The 17,634-nt window shown below is 71.2% G+C and carries 17 protein-coding genes; 7 read left to right on the top strand and 10 right to left on the bottom strand.

Annotated elements, in window-relative coordinates:
- Window positions 1–212: 212 nt before the first annotated feature.
- Window positions 213–1,253: a carboxymuconolactone decarboxylase family protein gene (locus ACWD12_RS36115; RefSeq protein ID WP_450103129.1), complete on the bottom strand. Its 1,041-nt coding sequence runs from the start codon at window positions 1,251–1,253 to the stop codon at window positions 213–215.
- A 326-nt stretch (window positions 1,254–1,579) separates the two neighbouring features.
- On the opposite strand from ACWD12_RS36115, the gene ACWD12_RS36110 reads away from it, so the two are divergent.
- Both ACWD12_RS36110 and ACWD12_RS36105 read left to right on the top strand, forming a co-directional pair.
- On the top strand, window positions 1,580–2,077 hold the full coding sequence (locus tag ACWD12_RS36110; protein WP_450103128.1) for a hypothetical protein: 498 nt from the start codon (window positions 1,580–1,582) through the stop codon (window positions 2,075–2,077).
- Window positions 2,078–2,332: 255 nt separating this feature from the next.
- Window positions 2,333–3,703 carry a hypothetical protein gene (locus tag ACWD12_RS36105; protein WP_450103127.1) on the top strand — a complete coding sequence of 457 codons (1,371 nt, stop codon included), beginning with the start codon at window positions 2,333–2,335 and terminating at the stop codon, window positions 3,701–3,703.
- A gap of 28 nt (window positions 3,704–3,731) precedes the next feature.
- On the opposite strand, the gene ACWD12_RS36100 is transcribed toward ACWD12_RS36105, so the two are convergent.
- A complete protein-coding gene (locus tag ACWD12_RS36100; RefSeq protein WP_450103126.1) occupies window positions 3,732–4,559 on the bottom strand; it encodes a helix-turn-helix domain-containing protein in 828 nt (275 codons plus the stop codon).
- 146 nt (window positions 4,560–4,705) lie between these two features.
- Here ACWD12_RS36100 and ACWD12_RS36095 point away from each other — a divergent pair, with 146 nt between their 5' ends.
- Window positions 4,706–6,151 (top strand): MFS transporter, encoded by a 1,446-nt coding sequence (locus tag ACWD12_RS36095; RefSeq protein ID WP_450103125.1) that lies wholly within the window; start codon window positions 4,706–4,708, stop codon window positions 6,149–6,151.
- 96 nt (window positions 6,152–6,247) lie between these two features.
- Here the strand turns inward: ACWD12_RS36095 and ACWD12_RS36090 are convergent, their stop codons facing one another.
- Both ACWD12_RS36090 and ACWD12_RS36085 read right to left on the bottom strand, forming a co-directional pair.
- Window positions 6,248–6,439 carry a hypothetical protein gene (locus ACWD12_RS36090; RefSeq protein ID WP_358360940.1) on the bottom strand — a complete coding sequence of 64 codons (192 nt, stop codon included), beginning with the start codon at window positions 6,437–6,439 and terminating at the stop codon, window positions 6,248–6,250.
- A gap of 111 nt (window positions 6,440–6,550) precedes the next feature.
- Window positions 6,551–7,360 carry a crotonase/enoyl-CoA hydratase family protein gene (locus tag ACWD12_RS36085; RefSeq protein WP_450103124.1) on the bottom strand — a complete coding sequence of 270 codons (810 nt, stop codon included), beginning with the start codon at window positions 7,358–7,360 and terminating at the stop codon, window positions 6,551–6,553.
- Between the two features lie 157 nt (window positions 7,361–7,517).
- On the opposite strand from ACWD12_RS36085, the gene ACWD12_RS36080 reads away from it, so the two are divergent.
- Window positions 7,518–9,128 (top strand): acyl-CoA synthetase, encoded by a 1,611-nt coding sequence (locus tag ACWD12_RS36080; RefSeq protein ID WP_450103123.1) that lies wholly within the window; start codon window positions 7,518–7,520, stop codon window positions 9,126–9,128.
- Window positions 9,129–9,385: 257 nt separating this feature from the next.
- Here the strand turns inward: ACWD12_RS36080 and ACWD12_RS36075 are convergent, their stop codons facing one another.
- A complete protein-coding gene (locus ACWD12_RS36075) occupies window positions 9,386–10,927 on the bottom strand; it encodes an acyl-CoA synthetase (protein WP_358360934.1) in 1,542 nt (513 codons plus the stop codon).
- 107 nt (window positions 10,928–11,034) lie between these two features.
- On the opposite strand from ACWD12_RS36075, the gene ACWD12_RS36070 reads away from it, so the two are divergent.
- Window positions 11,035–11,646, top strand: coding sequence for a TetR/AcrR family transcriptional regulator (locus tag ACWD12_RS36070; RefSeq protein WP_358360932.1), 612 nt, complete (start codon window positions 11,035–11,037; stop codon window positions 11,644–11,646).
- A gap of 278 nt (window positions 11,647–11,924) precedes the next feature.
- Here the strand turns inward: ACWD12_RS36070 and ACWD12_RS36065 are convergent, their stop codons facing one another.
- A complete protein-coding gene (locus ACWD12_RS36065; protein WP_450103122.1) occupies window positions 11,925–12,899 on the bottom strand; it encodes a DUF5937 family protein in 975 nt (324 codons plus the stop codon).
- A gap of 59 nt (window positions 12,900–12,958) precedes the next feature.
- On the opposite strand from ACWD12_RS36065, the gene ACWD12_RS36060 reads away from it, so the two are divergent.
- Window positions 12,959–14,227 carry an MFS transporter gene (locus tag ACWD12_RS36060; protein WP_450103121.1) on the top strand — a complete coding sequence of 423 codons (1,269 nt, stop codon included), beginning with the start codon at window positions 12,959–12,961 and terminating at the stop codon, window positions 14,225–14,227.
- Here the strand turns inward: ACWD12_RS36060 and ACWD12_RS36055 are convergent.
- The 3 genes from ACWD12_RS36055 to ACWD12_RS36045 form a co-directional block, all read right to left on the bottom strand.
- A complete protein-coding gene (locus ACWD12_RS36055; protein WP_358360923.1) occupies window positions 14,148–15,062 on the bottom strand; it encodes an oxygenase MpaB family protein in 915 nt (304 codons plus the stop codon). The two genes, ACWD12_RS36060 and ACWD12_RS36055, sit on opposite strands and share 80 nt — an antisense overlap.
- An 80-nt stretch (window positions 15,063–15,142) precedes the next feature.
- Window positions 15,143–15,268 (bottom strand): DUF397 domain-containing protein, encoded by a 126-nt coding sequence (locus tag ACWD12_RS36050; protein WP_450103183.1) that lies wholly within the window; start codon window positions 15,266–15,268, stop codon window positions 15,143–15,145.
- Window positions 15,225–16,169 (bottom strand): helix-turn-helix domain-containing protein, encoded by a 945-nt coding sequence (locus ACWD12_RS36045; protein WP_450103120.1) that lies wholly within the window; start codon window positions 16,167–16,169, stop codon window positions 15,225–15,227. Before ACWD12_RS36045 ends, ACWD12_RS36050 begins: the two co-directional genes overlap by 44 nt.
- A 185-nt stretch (window positions 16,170–16,354) precedes the next feature.
- On the opposite strand from ACWD12_RS36045, the gene ACWD12_RS36040 reads away from it, so the two are divergent.
- Window positions 16,355–16,723 carry a hypothetical protein gene (locus ACWD12_RS36040; protein ID WP_450103119.1) on the top strand — a complete coding sequence of 123 codons (369 nt, stop codon included), beginning with the start codon at window positions 16,355–16,357 and terminating at the stop codon, window positions 16,721–16,723.
- 7 nt (window positions 16,724–16,730) lie between these two features.
- On the opposite strand, the gene ACWD12_RS36035 is transcribed toward ACWD12_RS36040, so the two are convergent.
- Window positions 16,731–17,318 carry a hypothetical protein gene (locus ACWD12_RS36035; RefSeq protein WP_450103118.1) on the bottom strand — a complete coding sequence of 196 codons (588 nt, stop codon included), beginning with the start codon at window positions 17,316–17,318 and terminating at the stop codon, window positions 16,731–16,733.
- Window positions 17,319–17,634: the final 316 nt, after the last annotated feature.

Here is a 17,634-nt window from a genome sequence, read left to right as displayed (position 1 = left end):
CAGTCGAGTCCGCAGGCGTCGGTCTTGCGAGGGAACTACTTCTACTGCTTGCAACCGCGGGCAACGTTACACAAGAAGATCGGGGCGCAACAGCCCTTCGCGCACCGAATCGTACGGTTCGTCGGCGGCGGTCCGCACGGGTTTCACGGGCCCGCCGCCGTTCCTGCTCGTGCCGTCCGAGGGTCACCACCACGTGGCGCCCGCCTGCGGATTCACCCGCCGGGGGTGGGTATCACCATGGTCGGAAAATCGGCCGGCATACTGCCCAGCGTCACCGCGATCTTGGCGAAGCCCATGAACAGCGCGAGGGCCGCGGCCAGCTCCACGGTGCCGTCCGGACCGAACGCGGCGAGCAGGTCGTCGCGCAGGTCGGCGGCCCGGTCGGTGGCCATGCCGTGCGGGTCGCCGAGGAAGAAGTCGGTGAACCGGATGACGACCTTGTGGCGCTCCTCCAGGACACTCTCCTCGAAGCCGTCCTCGATCAGCTCGACCAGGTCCTCGCCGAGCCCGTCCTCGCGCGCCTGCGCGAAACGTACGTTGCGGCAGTACCGGCAGCCGGTGACGCGCGCGTTGCGCAGTCGGGCGACCTCCTTGGTCGGATGGTCGACGACGCCGTCCCACCACAACGTCCCGTACATGCGCAGGAAGGACGCCAGCAGGTCGGGCTGCAGGGCGAGCGGGCTCCCGGCAATGGCGTTGTCCGGGTCGAACCCGGGCGGCTCGGCGGGCGCGTCGGGGTCGAGGCCGGGCGGGTTGACCAGGACGGGGTACGGCAGGTCCGGGTCGGTGTCCTGGGTGCCGAGCACGACCTGGAAGCGGTCGAAGCCGTCGTACACCGCGCAGGCCATCGCGAGGCCGACGAGGCCCTTCTCGCCGACGAACCCGGTCAGCACCTTGCGGTCGTCGTCCGTGACCGACTCCGGGGCCAGCACGAACTGTTCGGCGAACAACAGGCACGCGGACTCGGTCGGCGTGAAGGCGGCGTCGCCCGAGCCGAACTCCAGGCGCGCGATGCGTGCCTCGTCGAGGCCGGCGTGCACCGCGGCGCGAGTGCGGGCGGCCTGCTCGACGGAGCACTCGTGCAGCCCGGCGATGCGCAGGCGGACGAGCTCGGTGAGTACGGGGTCGAGCACACCGGGCGACCACAGGCGGGTCACGTAGTCCCGATAGCGGGTGTGGAGCGCAGGGCGCAGGCCGAACGCGCCGTCGAGTTCGGTAAGACCTTCGGCGCTCTCCGGGAGCCAGCTGGGCACCGCGGCACCCCTCCTTCCGACATGTCGTCTCCGCGCGTCTCCGCAGGTTGCGGACGCGCCTGCAGGCGATCCGGGGGCATAAGTAACAGATGTTCCGTGCAGCTGGAAGAGGCGTGGCATCTGCCGCGTGGCCAGGCCAAAAAACGTCCGGTTTGCCCTTTACGCCAGGCAGCACAAACCTCCGATCTCGGTCATTTTTGGATTTTTAGGTGTGACATAGGTCATCTTTCTTCGCGTTTGACGTCAAGATGGCCGCATCCTGTCTAGGCGGATTCGTCCCGAGCCGCCCGCCACACCGTCCGTCCGAAGAGCCCTGGGAGCCGGACATGGATCTCGACCGCAAGGATCTGACCCCCGAATGCGCCGCCGCCGCGCGCAAACTGGCCGGCACCGTCATCGCGCAGCGTTCGGGGTCCGCCGTACGCCACCCCGCCTTCCCCGGCTGGGCCGGCATCGTGGCAGGCCAGGCCGACGACCTCGCCGCCGCCGCTCCGCCGTTCCCGCGCGCCAGCCTGTGCTACCTGGCCCGGTCCCTGCGGGACGCCGCGAACGCGTACGGCGCCCGCGACCACGAGGCCGCCTCGGCCTCGTTCGCCACCGCGCTGCGCTTCGCCCGAAGCCTGCTGCGCACGCTCGACCGCTACGCCCCGGTCGCCTCCCCCGTGCTGTGCGGCGCGTGCGGTGAGCCATACGTGGCCGCCCTGGCGCGCGTGCCGCGCCAGATCCCGTCCGCCGGCGCAGAAGAGGGGCCCGCACACCTGGTGACCAGCCACGGGGCGCCGTACCGGGCCGAGCCGCACACGCCCTGCGCCGCGGCGGCCTGAGCCCACGGCCCGGCCGCGGCTCTGATCCGGGGCCCGCACGGCGGGCCCGTATCGCAGGCGTGAACCGCAGGCGCGCACCGCGGCGGTGACCCGCGGCCGGTGATCCGCGGGCCTGCGTCAAAGGCCCGCATCGCGGGCCCGGGCCTCGGCAAGGTGCCCGCAACCCGGGTGCCCGCGCCGGGAGTTCATCCGTGTTTCGCCTCGGCGCAATCTCACCTTGTGCCACGTGTCCAGCCGGTCACCTAGCGTGCGTCCATGACAGCATCCGTGGTCGCCCCGGCGGCCCCGAGCACCCGGGCCATACCCCGGCCCACACCTCCGGCGCCCGGATCGGCGCCGCCCGCGGCCAACCGCCCCGACACGCCGTCGCCCCGGCGCCGCTCGTCGGTCCCGACCCGCCTCCGCGCCGCCACCGGCGTCGTCCTGGCCCTCGTCGCCGGGCTCCTGGCCGCACTCGTCGTCGGCGTCGCCGCCGCCCGCGACAACCTCCACACCATCGGCAGCGGGACCGCGCCACAGGCCGCGACCGCCGCCGACCTCTACTACGCGCTGGCCGACATGGACGCACAGGTCGCCAACGTCCTGCTGATCGGCCACGACGAGCAGATCGGCAACAAGCAGTCCGCGCTGCGCCAGCTGCGGCAGGACCGCGCGGCCGTCACCGCCGCGCTGCAGACCCTCCTGGACCGCGGCCTCGACCTGGCGGGCGAGGGCACCGCGCGCCGACTGCTCGCCGACCTCGCCACCTACGACGCTCTGACGGCCCAGGCCCGGTTCGCCGACGACCTGGTGCTCGAACGCCCGGTCGCGCGCCCGCCCGCCAACGCCACGGGCTTCTACCTTTCGGCCACCGCGCTGATGCACCAGGACCTGCTGCCGGCCGCGGACCTGCTCGGGCGTACCGCCGAGAACGGGCTCGCCGACTCCGCCGACGACGGCCGGAGCACCGCACGCGCGGCCGCGCTGGCGATCGTCGCCTTCGGCGGCGCCGCGGTGCTCGCGCTGCTGGTCGTGCAGGTCCGCATCACCCGGCGCTTCCGGCGCGTGTTCAACCCGTTCCTGGTCGCCGCCACCGTGCTCGTCGCGGTGCTCACCGGACTCGGGGCGAGCCTGCTGCTCGACCACGGCGACCGGGTGCGCGACGCGAAGGCCGAGGCGTTCGACCCGTTCGCCGCACTGGCCCGCACGCGCGCGGTCGCCTCGGACGCGAACGCCGACGAGAGCCGCTACCTGATGCTCCCGGAGCGAGCGGGCCACTACCGCGCGCAGTTCAACGAGAAGGCGGCGCTGCTGGTGCCGACGTCGACCGAACCGGGCCTGGCCGCACGGCTGGCGGCGTTCCGGCGCGACGACGCGGCGTTGGTCGCCGCCGTCGAAAGCGGACGCCGGGACGCGGCGGTCGGCATGGCGACCAACGTGGGGCGCGGCAACCTGGCGTTCGAGTTCTACGACTACCAGAGCGTGCTCGACTCCACCGCGAAGTCCCACCACGACGACTTCACCGGCCGGATCGACGCGGGCCGGGACGCACTCGCGGGCTGGCGCTGGGCGCCTCCGCTGGTGCTCGGGGTCGGCGTGCTACTGGTGCTGGCGGGCGTACGGCCGCGACTGCGCGAGTACCGCTGACCGATCGAGCGCTGGGACGGTCCAGCGGTCAGGCCGCCGCCAGGCGGCGCAGGGCCCGCTCGGACGCCGAACCCGGCTCGGCGGCGAACAGGTCCAGGCCGCTGTACTCGGGGTCGCCCGGCAACGTCAGCAACTCGCCGTACAACTCCAGTTCGCCGACGACGGGATGGTTCAGCCGGTAGAACCGGTGGGCCGCGCGCGCCACGGGATGCGCCGCCCACATGCGGGCGAAGTCCGGGCTGGCCGCGCGCAGGCGCTCGATGTGCGCGGCGAGGCGCTTGTCGCCGCGGTAGCACGCGGCCAACACCCGCAGGTGTGCCGCGTGTTCGAGTGCGGTGTGCACCCAGCCGTCGCCGTGCAGTTCGCGGATGTGCGGGTGACGGAAGATCAGGTCCGAGATGCTGCGCTCGCCTTCCGGCATGGCCGCGAAGTCGCCGAACAGCGCGGCCGCGACGGGGTTCCAGGCGACGATCTCGGTGTGCCGGCCGACGAGGATGGCCGGCGTCGCGCCGAAGGATGCCACCAGGTGCCGCAGACCCGGGCGCGGCGGCACGGCCGTCTCCGGACACGTGCGGGCGTCGGGCCGGGCAAGCTGACTCAGGTACGTCCGCTCGTCGTCGTCCAGCCGCAGCGCCGTGCCGATCGCGGTCAGCACCTCCGCCGAGACGCTGTCGGACCGGCCCTGTTCGAGGCGCGTGTAGTGCGCGACGCTGACGCCCGCGAGGCCGGCCAGTTCCTCGCGGCGCAGGCCCGCCACGCGGCGGCGGCCGCCGTACGCCCGCAGCCCGACGTCCTGCGGGGTCAGACGTGCCCGGCGCGACTTCAGAAACTCGCTCAGTTCGACACGTGTGTCCACCCTGCGACGATAACCGCAGTCGGCGCGAGGGTGATCACGCGGTGCATAGGCAAAGCCGGGGCCTGGGTGCGGCGCGGCGGTCCGCACAGGCTGGACGGCGTACAGACCGCCCGCCTCCCCGGAGGCCTCCCGACCGGAGGTCGGCCATGCCGCCGCATGTCGCACGCCCCGCCTGGACACTCGCGCTGCTCGCTCTCGCGGGCCTGGTCACGGCGCTCGACTTCACGGTCGTGTACGTCGCGCTGCCCGAGATCGCCGCGGACGTCGGCTTCTCCGACCGCTCCCTGCAATGGGTCGTCAGCTCGTACGCCGTCGTCTACGGCGGTCTGCTCCTCCTCGGCGGCCGCCTCGCCGATCTCCTGGGCAGGCGCCGGATGTTCGTGGCCGGCATGGCGCTGTACGGGGTCGGCTCGATGCTCGGCGGCCTCGCCACCGCGCCGGGCCTGCTGATCGGTGCGCGCGCCGTGCAGGGCATCGGCGGCGCGGTGCTGTTCCCGGCGACGCTGTCGCTCGTCAACACGCTGTTCGCGGAAGGACCTTCGCGGACCCGGGCGCTGACCGTGTGGGCGGTGTCGGGAGCGGGCGGGCTGAGTTTGGGGGCGCTGCTCGGCGGCGTACTGACCAGCGCGCTGGGGTGGGAGGCGGTGTTCTACGTGAACGTTCCGCTGGTGGTGCTCGCCGGCGTGGCGGCTTTCGGCCTGCTGCCGCGCGACGCGGCGGCGGTCGGGCGAGACGGCGGCGAAGCGGTCGGACGGAAGGGGTTCGACTTCCCGGGGGCGCTGACCGGCACCGTGGGCCTGACGCTGCTGGTGTTCGCGATCGCGCAGGGCCCCGAGTGGGGGTGGGCCGATGCCCGGGTGGCGGGTGCCGCGGGGGTCGCGGTGCTGCTGCTGGCCGGCTTCGTGGCGGTGGAGGCGCGGACACCCGACCCGCTGCTGCCGCTGCGCCTGTTCCGGCAGCGGAGCCTGACCGCGGCCACCGGCGTGATCCTGGTGTTCGGGCTGACGATCCAGGCGGTGCCGTTCTTCCTGACCTTGTGGTTCCAGCAGGAGATGGGCTATTCGGCGATGCGTACGGGGGTCGCGTTCCTCGGGCCGACGCTGTCCATCACGGCGGGCAACCTCGTGGGAGAGCGCCTGGCCGGGCGGCTGGGGGTGCGCCGCACGCTGATGGCGGGGTTCGCGGTGGCCGCGGCCGGGGCGGCGCTGCTGGCGGCGGGGATGACCGAGGATGCGTCCTACGCCGGACTGCTGCCCGGCATCGTCGGCTTCGGGCTCGGCACGGGCATCGTGTTCACCACGATGTGGGTCGCCGCGGCCTCCGGGGTGGCCGACGCCGAGCAGGGGGCCGCGTCCGGGCTGGCCTCCACCGCCTTGCAGTTCGGCTCGGGGGTGGGCCTGGCGGTGCTGGTGTCGGTGGGCGGGATCCGGACCGCTGTGACGGTGGTCGCGGTGGGGTCGCTGATCGGTCCGGTGGCGGCGCTGCTGCTGCCGCGGCGCCGGCCCGGGGTCGGCGGCCGCGACGACGCGGCGGCGGCCGACGTGGGACGGGCGTCGGCGGACGAGCGACGCCACGAGCCGACGCGCCACTAGACCGTTTCCTCAAGCTCCCGACGGGCGCGGAAGCGGCCGTCTCCACCGCCTGTTGCGGCGGCGGAGACGGCGGCTTCCGTTGTTCCGGGGTGCCGGTCAGTCGTCGCCGCGGTCCCCTTCGGCCTGCGACGTCTCGTACGCGTGGGCGGTCTGCTCGGACGTCAGGTCGGCGTCGGAGGGGTGGATGTCACTGCCCCTCACCACCACGCGCGGGGGCGAGTGCACTTCGTGGTGCTCGTGCCGGGCTTCGGAGCCGGCCACGGCACCACGTGCCTCGGTGTCAGGCATGGAAACCTCCAGCGGCCCGACCGCGCCCGGCCCGCCGGGTGCGGCGCCGCTGCCTCCAGTGTCCCTCCGCGCGCGGCTCGGCGCAGACGCCCGCGTCTGCCGCCACGGGGGCTACGCGCGGCGGAAGACCGGCTTGCGCTTCTGCGCGAACGCGGTGGGGCCTTCCTTCGCGTCGGCGGTCGCGAAGATCGGCTGGCCGATCTCCAGTTCGCGCTTGAGGGCGTCCGCCTCCGACAGGTCCGCGGTCTCGATGATCGAGCGCTTGACCGCCTCGACCGCGAGCGGGCCGTTGCCGTTGATGATCGCGGCGATCTCCAAAGCCGCGTCCACCGCGGTGCCCGCTGGGACGACCCGACCGATGAGGCCGATCTCGCGGGCCTCCTCCGCGGTGTAGCGGCGGCCGGTGAGGAGCATCTCCATGGCGTTGGTGTAGCCGATCTGGCGCTGCAGGCGCACCGTCGAGCCGCCGAGCGGGAACAGGCCGCGCTGCACCTCGGCGATGGCGAAGACCGCGGTGTCGCCGGCCACCCGGATGTCGGTGCCCTGGAGGATCTCTGTGCCGCCCGCGACGCAGAACCCCTCGACCGCGGCGATCAGCGGCTTGCGGGGGCGGTGGTGGCGCAGCATCGCCTTCCAGTGCAGGTCCTTGTCGGCGGCCATGCGTTCGCGGTAGACGGCGGTGTCGCCGTCGGCCATGTCGGCTCCGGCGAGGGCCTTGAGGTCCATGCCCGCGCAGAACACGCCGCCCGCGCCGGTGAGCACGATCGAGTGGATGTCGTCGTCGGCGTCGGCCTCCAGCCACGCGTCGTACAGGCCGACCAGCATCGGCAGGGAGAACGCGTTCTTCGCCTCCGGGCGGTTCAGCGTGACCAGCAGCGTACCGTCACGGCGTTCGACCAGAAGATGCGGATTGGCGGCCAAAGCCCCTCCTTGTACGACCCCGTACCGATTTGGCACAGGAAAGACGATCATTGTCTGAGTCAAGGGTGCAGGGCCGTCGAGAGAGTCACAAGACCCGGCGCACAGTAAATCCGTCACACTATGGAATTCACGCGCCCTCGCACCTTACGCTCCGGCCATGGAATTCAACCTTGCCGACCTCTTCGAGCACGCGGTTGAGCAATACCCCGACCGCGAGGCAGTCGTAGCGAACGGCGAGCGACGCACATACTCCGAATTGGAAGAGCGTGCGAATCGCCTCGCCCACCATCTCGCGGACGCCGGCGTCGCGCCGGGCGACCATGTCGCGGTCTACGCCTACAACATCGTGGAGTGGGCGGAGGCGATGCTCGCGATCTACAAGATCCGCGGCGTCTGCATCAACGTGAACTTCCGGTACGTCGCCGAGGAGCTGGCGTACCTGCTCGACCAGGCGAAGCCTGTCGCCATGGTCTTCCAGCGGCAGTTCGCCGACCGGGTCGGCGAGGTCGCGCCCAAGGTCCCGTCGCTGCGCCACCTGATCGTCGTCGAGGACGGCACGGACGCGGACACCGGCGCGCTCGGCGCGGTCCCGTACGAGGAGGCGGTCGCGTCCGGCTCCCCCGAGCGCGACTTCGGGCCGCGCTCCGGCGACGACATCTACCTGCTGTTCACCGGCGGCACGACGGGCATGCCCAAGGGCGTGATGTGGCGTCAGGAGGACGTCATCTTCGCGCTCGGCGGCGGCATCGACCCGACCAACGGCGAGCGCGTCGACCGCCCCGAGGACCTGGCCGAGAAGGGCCGCAACGGCGGCGGGACGTTCTTCCCGATCGCGCCGCTGATGCACGGGGCCACCCAGTGGGGCGTGCTCCAGAACCTGTCGAAGGGTCAGCGCATCGTGCTGATCGACAAGTTCGACGCACACGGCGTGTGGAAGGCCGTCGAGGAGGAGAAGGTCAACGTCATCATGATCACGGGCGACGCGATGGCGCGTCCGCTGATCGAGGCGGTCGACGAACCGCGCGCGGACGGGGCGGAGGGGTCGTACGACCTGTCCTCGCTGTTTGCGGTGGCGTCGAGCGCCGCGCTTTTCTCGCCCACGCTGAAGGACGCGTTCATGGAGCGCCTCGGCGTCATCGTCTCGGACGCGGTGGGCGCGTCCGAGTCCGGCGCGAACGGCGTGGGCGTCGCGGTGAAGGGCCAGACCGCGCCCGACGGCGGCGGCATCACCATCAAGGCGGTGCCCGACTCGGTCGTGTTGGACGACGACCTCAACCCGCTGCCGATCGGTGTGATCGGCCGCCTCGGCCGCAAGGGCAACATCCCGCTCGGCTACCTCGGCGACCCGGTCAAGAGCGCGGAGGTGTTCCGCACGGCCCCCGACGGCACGCGGTACGTCGTGCCCGGCGACTACGCGCGCCTGGACGGCGACGGCCTGATCACGCTGCTCGGGCGCGGCTCGGCGACCATCAACTCCGGCGGCGAGAAGATCTTCACCGAGGAGGTCGAGGGCGCCGTCAAGGACCACCCGGACGTCTACGACGCCATCGTGGTCGGTGTCCCGCACGAACGCTGGGGCCAGACCGTCGCGGTGGTCGTGCAGCCGCGCGAGGGCCGGGAGCCGACGCTCGAGGGCATCCAGGAGCACTGCCGGACCAAGATCGCCGGGTACAAGGTGCCGCGCGTACTGCGCCTCGTCGAGGAGACGCGACGCACCCCGACCGGCAAGCCGGACCTGCCGTGGGCGCTGTCGGTCTGCACCGAATAGTTGCCGGCGGTTGCCGCCGACCCCCGAGGTCGGCCGGCGCCACGCGAAAAGGGCCGGGTCCCGGAAAAAACGGGGCCCGGCCTTTTCCGTACACGCGCCTTCCCGGTGTCGGTAAAATGCCGCGCGCATTGCCGATCACGGCTGCCCGGAATTGCCGGAAAGAACAACGGCGAATACACCGCCCGGGTCCCACCGGGCGGTGTATTCCTTTTCCGTCCGAGCATCCCGAATTGCGCCCCGCGCAACCCGGGGCCGCCTCAGACCGCGCGCTGGCGGCCCTCCCAGTACGGGTCGCGCAGCCGGCGCTTTTGCAGCTTTCCGTTCGGGTCGCGCGGCATCGCCGCGACGAAGTCCACGCTGCGCGGGCGCTTGTAGCTCGCCACCTGCTCGGCGCAGAACGCGATCAGCTCGTCGGCCAGGGCGTCGCCGGCCTCGCGGCCTTCGACCGGCTCGACGACCGCCTTGACCGACTCGCCCCAGTTGTCGTCGGGTACGCCGAACACCGCCACGTCCCCCACCGCCGGGTGGCGCAGCAGCGCCGCCTCGATCTCGGCGGGGTAGATGTTCTGCCCGCCCGAGATGATCATGTCGATCTTGCGGTCCCGCAGGAACAGGTAGCCGTCCTCGTCCATGACCCCGACGTCGCCGACGGTGAACCAGTCGCCGATGCGGCCCTTGCGGGTCTTCTCCTCGTCCTTGTGGTACTTGAACGCCCCGGTCTTCATGAGCATGTAGACCGTGCCGACCTCACCGGGCGGCAGCTTCTCGTCGTCGTCGCCGAAGACCGCGACCTCGCTGATCGGCCACGCCTTGCCGACCGTGCCCGGCCGCTCCAGCCACTCCTGCGACGTGCAGAAGGTGCCGCCGCCCTCGCTCGCGGCGTAGTACTCCTCGATGACCGGGCCCCACCAGTCGATCATTCCGCGCTTGAGGTGGTCGGGGCACGGCGCGGCGCTGTGCACGACGTGGCGGAGCGAGGTGACGTCGTACTTGGCCTTGACGTCGTCCGGCAGTTGGAGGAGCCGGTGGAACTGGGTCGGCACCATGTGCGTGTGGGTGACCTTGTGCCGCTCGATGACCCGCAGCATCTCCTCGGGGAGCCACTTGTCCATCAGGACGACCGAGTGCCCGATGTGCAGCGACTGCGAAGCATGCTGTAGGACGGCGGTGTGGTAGAGCGGCGAGCCGACCAGGTGGACGTTGTCGCCGCCGGGGCGCAGGCCGTAGATGAGCAGCGTGCCGCCGTACCGCGCGTCCTCGGGCGAACCGGCCGGCAGCGGGCGGCGCACTCCGCGCGGGCGGCCGGTGGTGCCGGACGTGTAGTTCATCGGCATGCCCACGCCGCGGTCCTCGGGCAGGCTGTCGGGCTGACCGTCGGTCAGCTCGGCGATCGGCCGGAAGCCCGGGACCTCCCCGATCGCGAAGCGCGCCTCGGGCGGCAGCTTGGCCTCCTCGGCCGCGGCCGACACGACGTCGGCGAACCGCTCGTGGCCGATGACGACCTTCGAGCCGCTGTCCTCCAGGATGAACGCCAGCTCGGGACCCACGAGATGGTTGTTGACCGGCACGATGTAGAAGCCGGCCTGCGCCGCGGCCAGGTACGCCACGATGTAGTCGGCCCCGTTGGGCAGTACGACGCTGAACACGTCGCCCGCCGCCATGCCCGCCGACCGCAGCCCGTGCACCAGGCGGTTCGACGCCGCGAGCAGTTCCCCCGCGGTCCACTCCCGGCCTCCCGGGTCGACCAGCGCGAGTTTTCCGGGGTTCTCCTGCGCGTGCGCCCAGAAGCCGTTCGCCACGGGCCGTTCCCTTCGCCGGCGGCCGACCGGCGGCCGCTGAGATCAAGATCCTTGACGTTGCCCAGCAGTATGGCCCCAACGAACGTTTGATGGAAGGGTGGCAACCGATGAAACGTCAGCCTGCCGACCCGGTCCCCCCGGCCCCCGCGTCCACCGCGACGGGCCAGCAGCGTGCCCGAATACTCCGTACCGCGCTCACTCTCATGAGCGCGCAGGGCTTCACGGGCACCTCGATGCGCAACCTCGCGACCGCGTGCGAACTCAACGTCGCGACGCTGTACCACTACTTCCCGTCGAAGGCCGACCTGCTGCGCGAGCTGGTCAAGGACCGTGCGTACACCGACCGGTTCACCACCGGCGCACCGCCGGTCGACACCGGGCTCCCACCCCGCGAACGGCTCGTGGAGATGATGACGCGCCTGTGGCAGGCCGGCCTCGCGGAACGCGAGGTGCTGCGGCTGCTGCTCAGCGAAGGCATGCGCGGTGACGAACTCTCCCGCGGGGTGACCGGCGGACTGACCATCGCCCTGGACGCGAGCATCGCGCGCTGGCTGGCCGAGATGTTCCCCGAACTCCCGTCCGGCCGCACCCGCATCGCCCGGATCCTGCGGTCCCTCCTGGAGACCGCCATCGTCGACCACCTCGCCATGTCGCGCCCCGGCACCCGCCGACGCCTCCGCGAGCAAGTCACCGACCTCGCCGCTCTCCTCTTCCCCTGACCTTCCCTCGACCCGCATCGACGTCACCCGGCTGGTGCGAGAACCGGCGCCGCGGCTATACGGGGCGCGGGGGCACCGGACGATTTCCGCACCGAGAACACCCGGACGCGGAGCTTCGAGGGCGACGGATCGCCGGCACACGGCGTCCTCGACTACACCATGAAGAAGCCGTCCCCCAAGTACCAGTGAGCCCCGCGTATCTGTGCCCCCCGCCCGGAAGTACCTGTGACCCCACGCGTCCCCTCCGTGAGGCGGAGTCGGGAGGTCCGCGGACGTGATCAGTCGTGCGGCGGGGCCGCGAGCAGCGTGTCGCCGGCTTCGGTGCGGAAGTAGAGCACCGACCGGCCCACGCGGCGGCGGCCCACGAGTCCCGCCTCGCGCAGCACCTTCAGGTGGCCGCCGACCGAACCGAGGCCCTGCCCGGTGAGGGCGACGAGCTGCGTGGTGCTCTTGGGGGTGTCCAGCAGCAGGAGCACCGACGCCCGGGCGTCGCCGAGGAGTCGGCCGATGGCGCCGGGCAACGCCGGACCGGCCGCCACGTCGGCGAGAGCGCCGGCACACGGGTAGACGATCGCGTATCGGTGCGGCAGGTCCCAGGAAACCCAGCCGCTGCGGGGCGTGACGGGCACGAACAGCAGTTGTGCGCCGACCACTTCGCGCGGCGGATAGTCGTGCGTGTTGATCTGGAGCCGCCCGTCGCCCAGCCATCGCATGCCCGGGCGCAGGTTGTCGAGCGCGGCCGCCCAGCCCCCGCGGCTCAACTCGCCCATGCGCGCGATGACATCGGCCTCGAGGACGCGTCGTCGTGCGTCCCAGTCGGGCAGCACGGCCGACTTCCATACCCACGACAGGAGTTCCGTGGCCACCGCGCCCAAGTCCACGCCGCGCAGGTCCGGCGGGAGCGGGCGGCCGTACGCCACTTCCGCGTCCGCGCGTGCCCGCTCGGGCGGCGTCTCCGCCACCCGGCGGACCTCCTGATCGAACGTCAGCCCTGCCTCGCCGCTCGGACACGGGGTCAGAAAGTCCGCGATCCATGACCGTCCGAACGCCACCTCGCACAGACGCTCGGCCGGCGGGTCGGCCGCGACGCGTGCCCGGAACGGCGCCAGATGCGCGTCCAGCCAGGCCCGCTCGCCCGGATGCACCGCGCTGCCCGCCGACAAGGCCATGAGCGCGGCCGTCGCCTCGGCGAGCGGCGACACGACGAACCGGCCCGCCGCCAGCGTGTCCGCGTTCACCAGCCACAGCCCCATGTTTCGCCTCCTGACGAAACATTACGTCCCGCCGCGGCGTCCCGGGCATGCTCCGAGCCATGCAGACCTACCGCGAACTCTTCCGCACCCCGGAGTTCACCCCGCTCTTCGCGACGTCCTGCGCCCAGGTCGCCGCCACGACGATCGGCTCGCTGGCGCTGGCCACGCTCGTGTACGACGCGACCGGCTCCCCCCTGTTGTCCGCGCTCAGCATGTTCGGAGCGTCCTTCGCCCAGGTGGTCGGGGCCATGACGCTGCTCTCGGCCGCCGACCGTCTGCCGCCGCGCGCCACGACGGCCGGCCTCGCCCTGGTGTTCGCCGTGGGCACCGCCGTCATCGCCCTCCCCGGCCTGCCGATCTGGGCCGCGTTCGCGGTGCTGCTCGTGCTCGGCCTCGCCGCGTCGGTGGGCGGCGGCGTACGCCTAGGCCTGCTCACCGAGATCCTGCCGGAGAACGGCTACCTGCTCGGCCGCTCGGTCCTCAACATCTGCGTCGGCAGCCTCCAGATCGTCGGTTTCGCCGTCGGCGCGGTCCTGGTCGGCGCGTTGTCGGCCCGCGGCACACTTCTGACCGCGGCCGCACTCGACGTGGCCGCCGCCGCAATCGCGCTGCTCGGCCTGCGGAAACGGGCGCCCAGGGCGGCCGGGCGGCCGTCCGTACGCGAGACGTGGCGTACCAACACCCTGATCTGGTCCTCGGTCCCCCGCCGCTACGTCTACGTCGCCATGTGGGTCCCCAACGGCCTGATCGTCGGATGCGAGGCCGTCTTCGTCGCCTACGACCCCGACCATGCCGGGCTGCTCCTCGCCGCGGCGGCCGCCGGCATGCTCGTCGGCGACATCACGGCGGGACGCTTCCTCGGCCCCGACCGGCGGCGCCGCCTCGGGCCGTTCCTGCGCCTGCTGTTGGCGGCGCCCTACCTCGTTTTCGCGCTTCGCCCCGCGCTGCCACTCGCGGTGGCCGCGATCGCGATCGCCTCGGTCGGCTACGCGGCCACGCTCCTGTTGCAGGAACGCCTCATCGCGCTGACCCCCAAGCCGGTCCTCGGCCAGGCCCTCGGACTGCACTCGTCGGGCATGCTGACAATGCAGGCCGTCGGGGCGACGATCGCCGGCACCGTCGCGCAATACACCTCACCTGCCGCGGCGATGACCGTGATGGCGACCGCGTCGATCGCGGTCACCCTGGCAATCGCCCCCGGACTCCGAACACCCCTGCCGGCAACGCCACTTCCCCGAACGCCTCCGGCTACGACGCCGTCAACCCCGACAGAACCCCCGGCCGTGCCGGAGCCGCGTCCGGCCCGAGGCGCTCCACCGCGGCCTTGATGTGCGGCGACTGGAACCCGGCCAGCCGCGCCGCCGGCAACACCGCCAGCGAGGTCGACCGCAGCAGCCGAAGCCCGGCGGTAACCGCGAACGGCGGCAACGGGCGGCGCCCGTAGATCTCGTGCGCCCACGAGGGCAGCGAACCGTACGCCAGCTCCGACACCTGGCGCCACAGCAGCTCACGGCCCAGCCACAACACCGGGTGCACGGGAGGGCGCCGCAGAAAGTCCCACACATCGTCGGCCTCCGGCGAACGCGCGAGCGCGGGACGCACGTCCTCGAAGTACTCCCGCATCCCCGCCGCCGACCCGGGCACATCATCCGGCGCCAGGCCCACCAGCACCGCAGACGCGCGCTGTTCCGCCAGGTAGGCGTCGACCTGCTTGTCGCTCAAGGCCAACCCCGACCGCCGGACGACATCGACGTACGACACCACCTCGGCGCAGTGCACCCAGCGCAGCAGCGCCGTCTCGTCTATCCGGTACGACACCCCGGTCTCGGGATCGGTCGCTCGCAGGAACTGGTGGATCCGACGCACCCGCGCCCCGGCCCGCTCCGCCTCGGCGCGAGAGCCGTACGTCGTGACGCCGACGAAGTCCGCGGTCCGGAACAACCGCCCCCACGGGTCCTTCCGGAACGCCGAATTCTGGACCACGCCCCGCACCGCGCGCGGATGCAGCGCCTGAAGGTAGAGCGCCCGCACCCCCGCAACCCACATCGCCGGATCGGCGTGCAACTGCCACGTAACGGAGCCGGGCCCGAAAATCCCGGGATCCCCGGCCGCCGCCGAATCCTCGCCGACCTCCCCGTGCGACTGCGCATGCGCGTCCTGCAACGGAACCGACCTCCTGAGTTCCCCTTCACTGTAGGACCTCGGCAGTCGATCAACCGGTCAGGGGCCCCGGCGCGCCACGACTACGGCCGCTTGAGGGCAGCCGTCAGCGACAACCAGGACGCCGCCGGGACGGCGATCGCACCCCGGTCGACATCCTTGCTGTCACGGACGGGGACGATGCCGGAAGCGCGGCCTGCGACCTCCAGGCAGTTGCCGCCTTCCTGATTGCTGTAGCTCGACTTGCGCCATGCGGGAGCGAGCAGTTCGAGGTGAACGGCGTTCTGCACGTGTGGTCTCCTCAATCGCTGTTTCGATCATGCGCAGGGACATGCTTGGTGGCAGGGCCAGCGCCCGAACGTGATCGTAGGTCATGGCGTAGTCCTCGACTGCCGCCTTGTCCTCGACCAATCTCCCGTAGTCGGCGCCTTCGGTGTACGCCACGGTCGGCCCGTCCGGCAACGTCAGCAGCGTGAGCGAGCCGCCCATGGCCGGATGTTCACCCTGTTCAAAGAGCAGGAGTTGGACCGTGATGTCGGGGTCGTGCTCCGTGGCCAACAGGCGCGCGAGCTGCTCGCGCATGACGACGGGACCGCCGACCGGACGCCGGAGGACGGCCTCGTCCAAAACGACCCACATCCCCGGACGGTCAGCGGCCTGAAGCCGCAGCTGCCTGTCCATACGAGCGGCGAGGCGCTCGGCGAGATGCCGTTCACTGGTCCACGATCGTCCGGCGCGCAGCAACGCACGGGCGTAAGACTCCGTCTGCAACAAGCCCGGAACCGCGTGTGCGGCGTACTCGCGGATCATCGTGGCCTGAGCTGCGAAGCTCATGAACTCCTGTGACCAGTCCGGAAACGACTGCTTGTAGAGGTGCGTCCACAACTCCACCAGCAGGTTGTCCGCACCGAGCACGTCGTCCAGCCGTCGCGCCAGATCCAGTGTCGGGCGGTGGCCCGTCGCGCGCTCGATCTGGTTCACGCGCGTGCTGTGCGTACGCACCTGCTCGCCGAGCTCTTCCTGCGTCCATCCCTGTGCCTCGCGGAGACGCTTCACACGTGCTCCGAACAGCGCGGCAATCGAATCCGCCGGGTCCAACACCCTTGGCATGCATCCCCCTTCACCAAGATCAACGGACCTGAAAGGTGCACGTTTCAGGCCACCGCACCTTACGAGCCTAACCGCGATGAGCAACCGTTTGGATACGGAAAGTCATTCCCGGGTTGCGGCACCTTAGGAAGGGCGCACACGGCATGGAAGCACCAGCAGCACCGGCTGGACGGGGAATCGTCCGCGTGTACGCGGTCGACGCCGTCACCGTCAATCCGGCGCGGCTCCACCAGCTCCCCTCAGCGGCTGAAGTATCTCGTCCCGCAACGCCGTTCATCGTGGTCGCCTGGGGCTCGGGGCCGGCCCACGCCGCGGCCGCACGCCGACGTGCGGACGACTTCGCGTACGACAACCGCCTGTACGTCGTGAATCACATCGTGAGCCACTGCACACGGGTTCGGGATGCCGCGCTGTACGACATCGCGTCGACGGACGCGGTCTACCGGTCCGCGACGTACGACATGGTCTGGTGGCTCCTCACGGCAACGAGCCGCGGGCCGGACCCCACGGAAGAATTCGACGGCGGATCGGCCCGCGGCTCGCACGAAGGGTGAAGCACGTCTACTTGTCGGGCCGGTAGTCGCTCGACGCCCCCTCCTCGTCCGTAAGCCGGAGCACAGGGCCGTTCGTGTCCTGGGTCAGCTCGAAGGTGTCGACCTTGGTGTTCTTCGTACCGTCGCGGTTGTAGAAGTTGCTGCTCTCGCTACAGGTATTCTGCATCGACGTCTTCACCTTGCTGGGCTTGAAGGTGACCTTGTCGCCGGAGACCGAGACCTTGCCCTCCTCCATGACGAACAGCGACGTCGTGCAGTTGTACATCGTGGTCTGCAACAGGCCGTTGTCGGTGTACGACCCGTCCGACTTGATGGTCAACTCACCCGTGCTGCCACTCGGCGGCGCGTACGCCCCGGTGATGGCGTCCTGGTACTGGACCGTCGCCCCGGACCCGGTCCGCCAGGAGCCGACCAGCTCCTTGGGCACCGAACCCCCTTTGCCGCCATCGCCCTTGTCCGTGTCGGCCTTGCCCGCGTCGTCGTCGGAACCCATGCCGACCTTGTCGTCGATCGAGACTCCGCCGTTGCCGGTGCCACCCTCGTCGTCGTTCTGGCATGCGGTCAGCATCCCGACCGCGAGAACGCTTCCGGCCATGACAACGAAGCCCTTACGCACACTTCTGCGCATGTTGATGTAACCCCCCAGACGAACGCCGCACCCAAGGTCCCCCCAGACAGCCGGCGGTGCTTGCGCTCCCTGCTGGCCGGTGCGTGCGTGATGCGTACACGATAGCGGGAGCGGCGCCGCGAACTCAGCCCCCAGGACAGGCTCGTGACAGAACCCGGATCACCCGCCGACAGATGCGACGGCCCTGAAACGCAAGTAGGCCCCCTCCACAGGAGGGGGCCTACTCGTCTATCACGCTAATTCCGGCGGCGTCCTACTCTCCCACACCCCTTCGAGTGCAGTA

Source organism: Streptodolium elevatio (assembly GCF_053592165.1).
The sequence above is the reverse complement of the archived record's forward strand: the minus strand, read 5'-3'. Positions and strand labels throughout refer to the sequence as shown.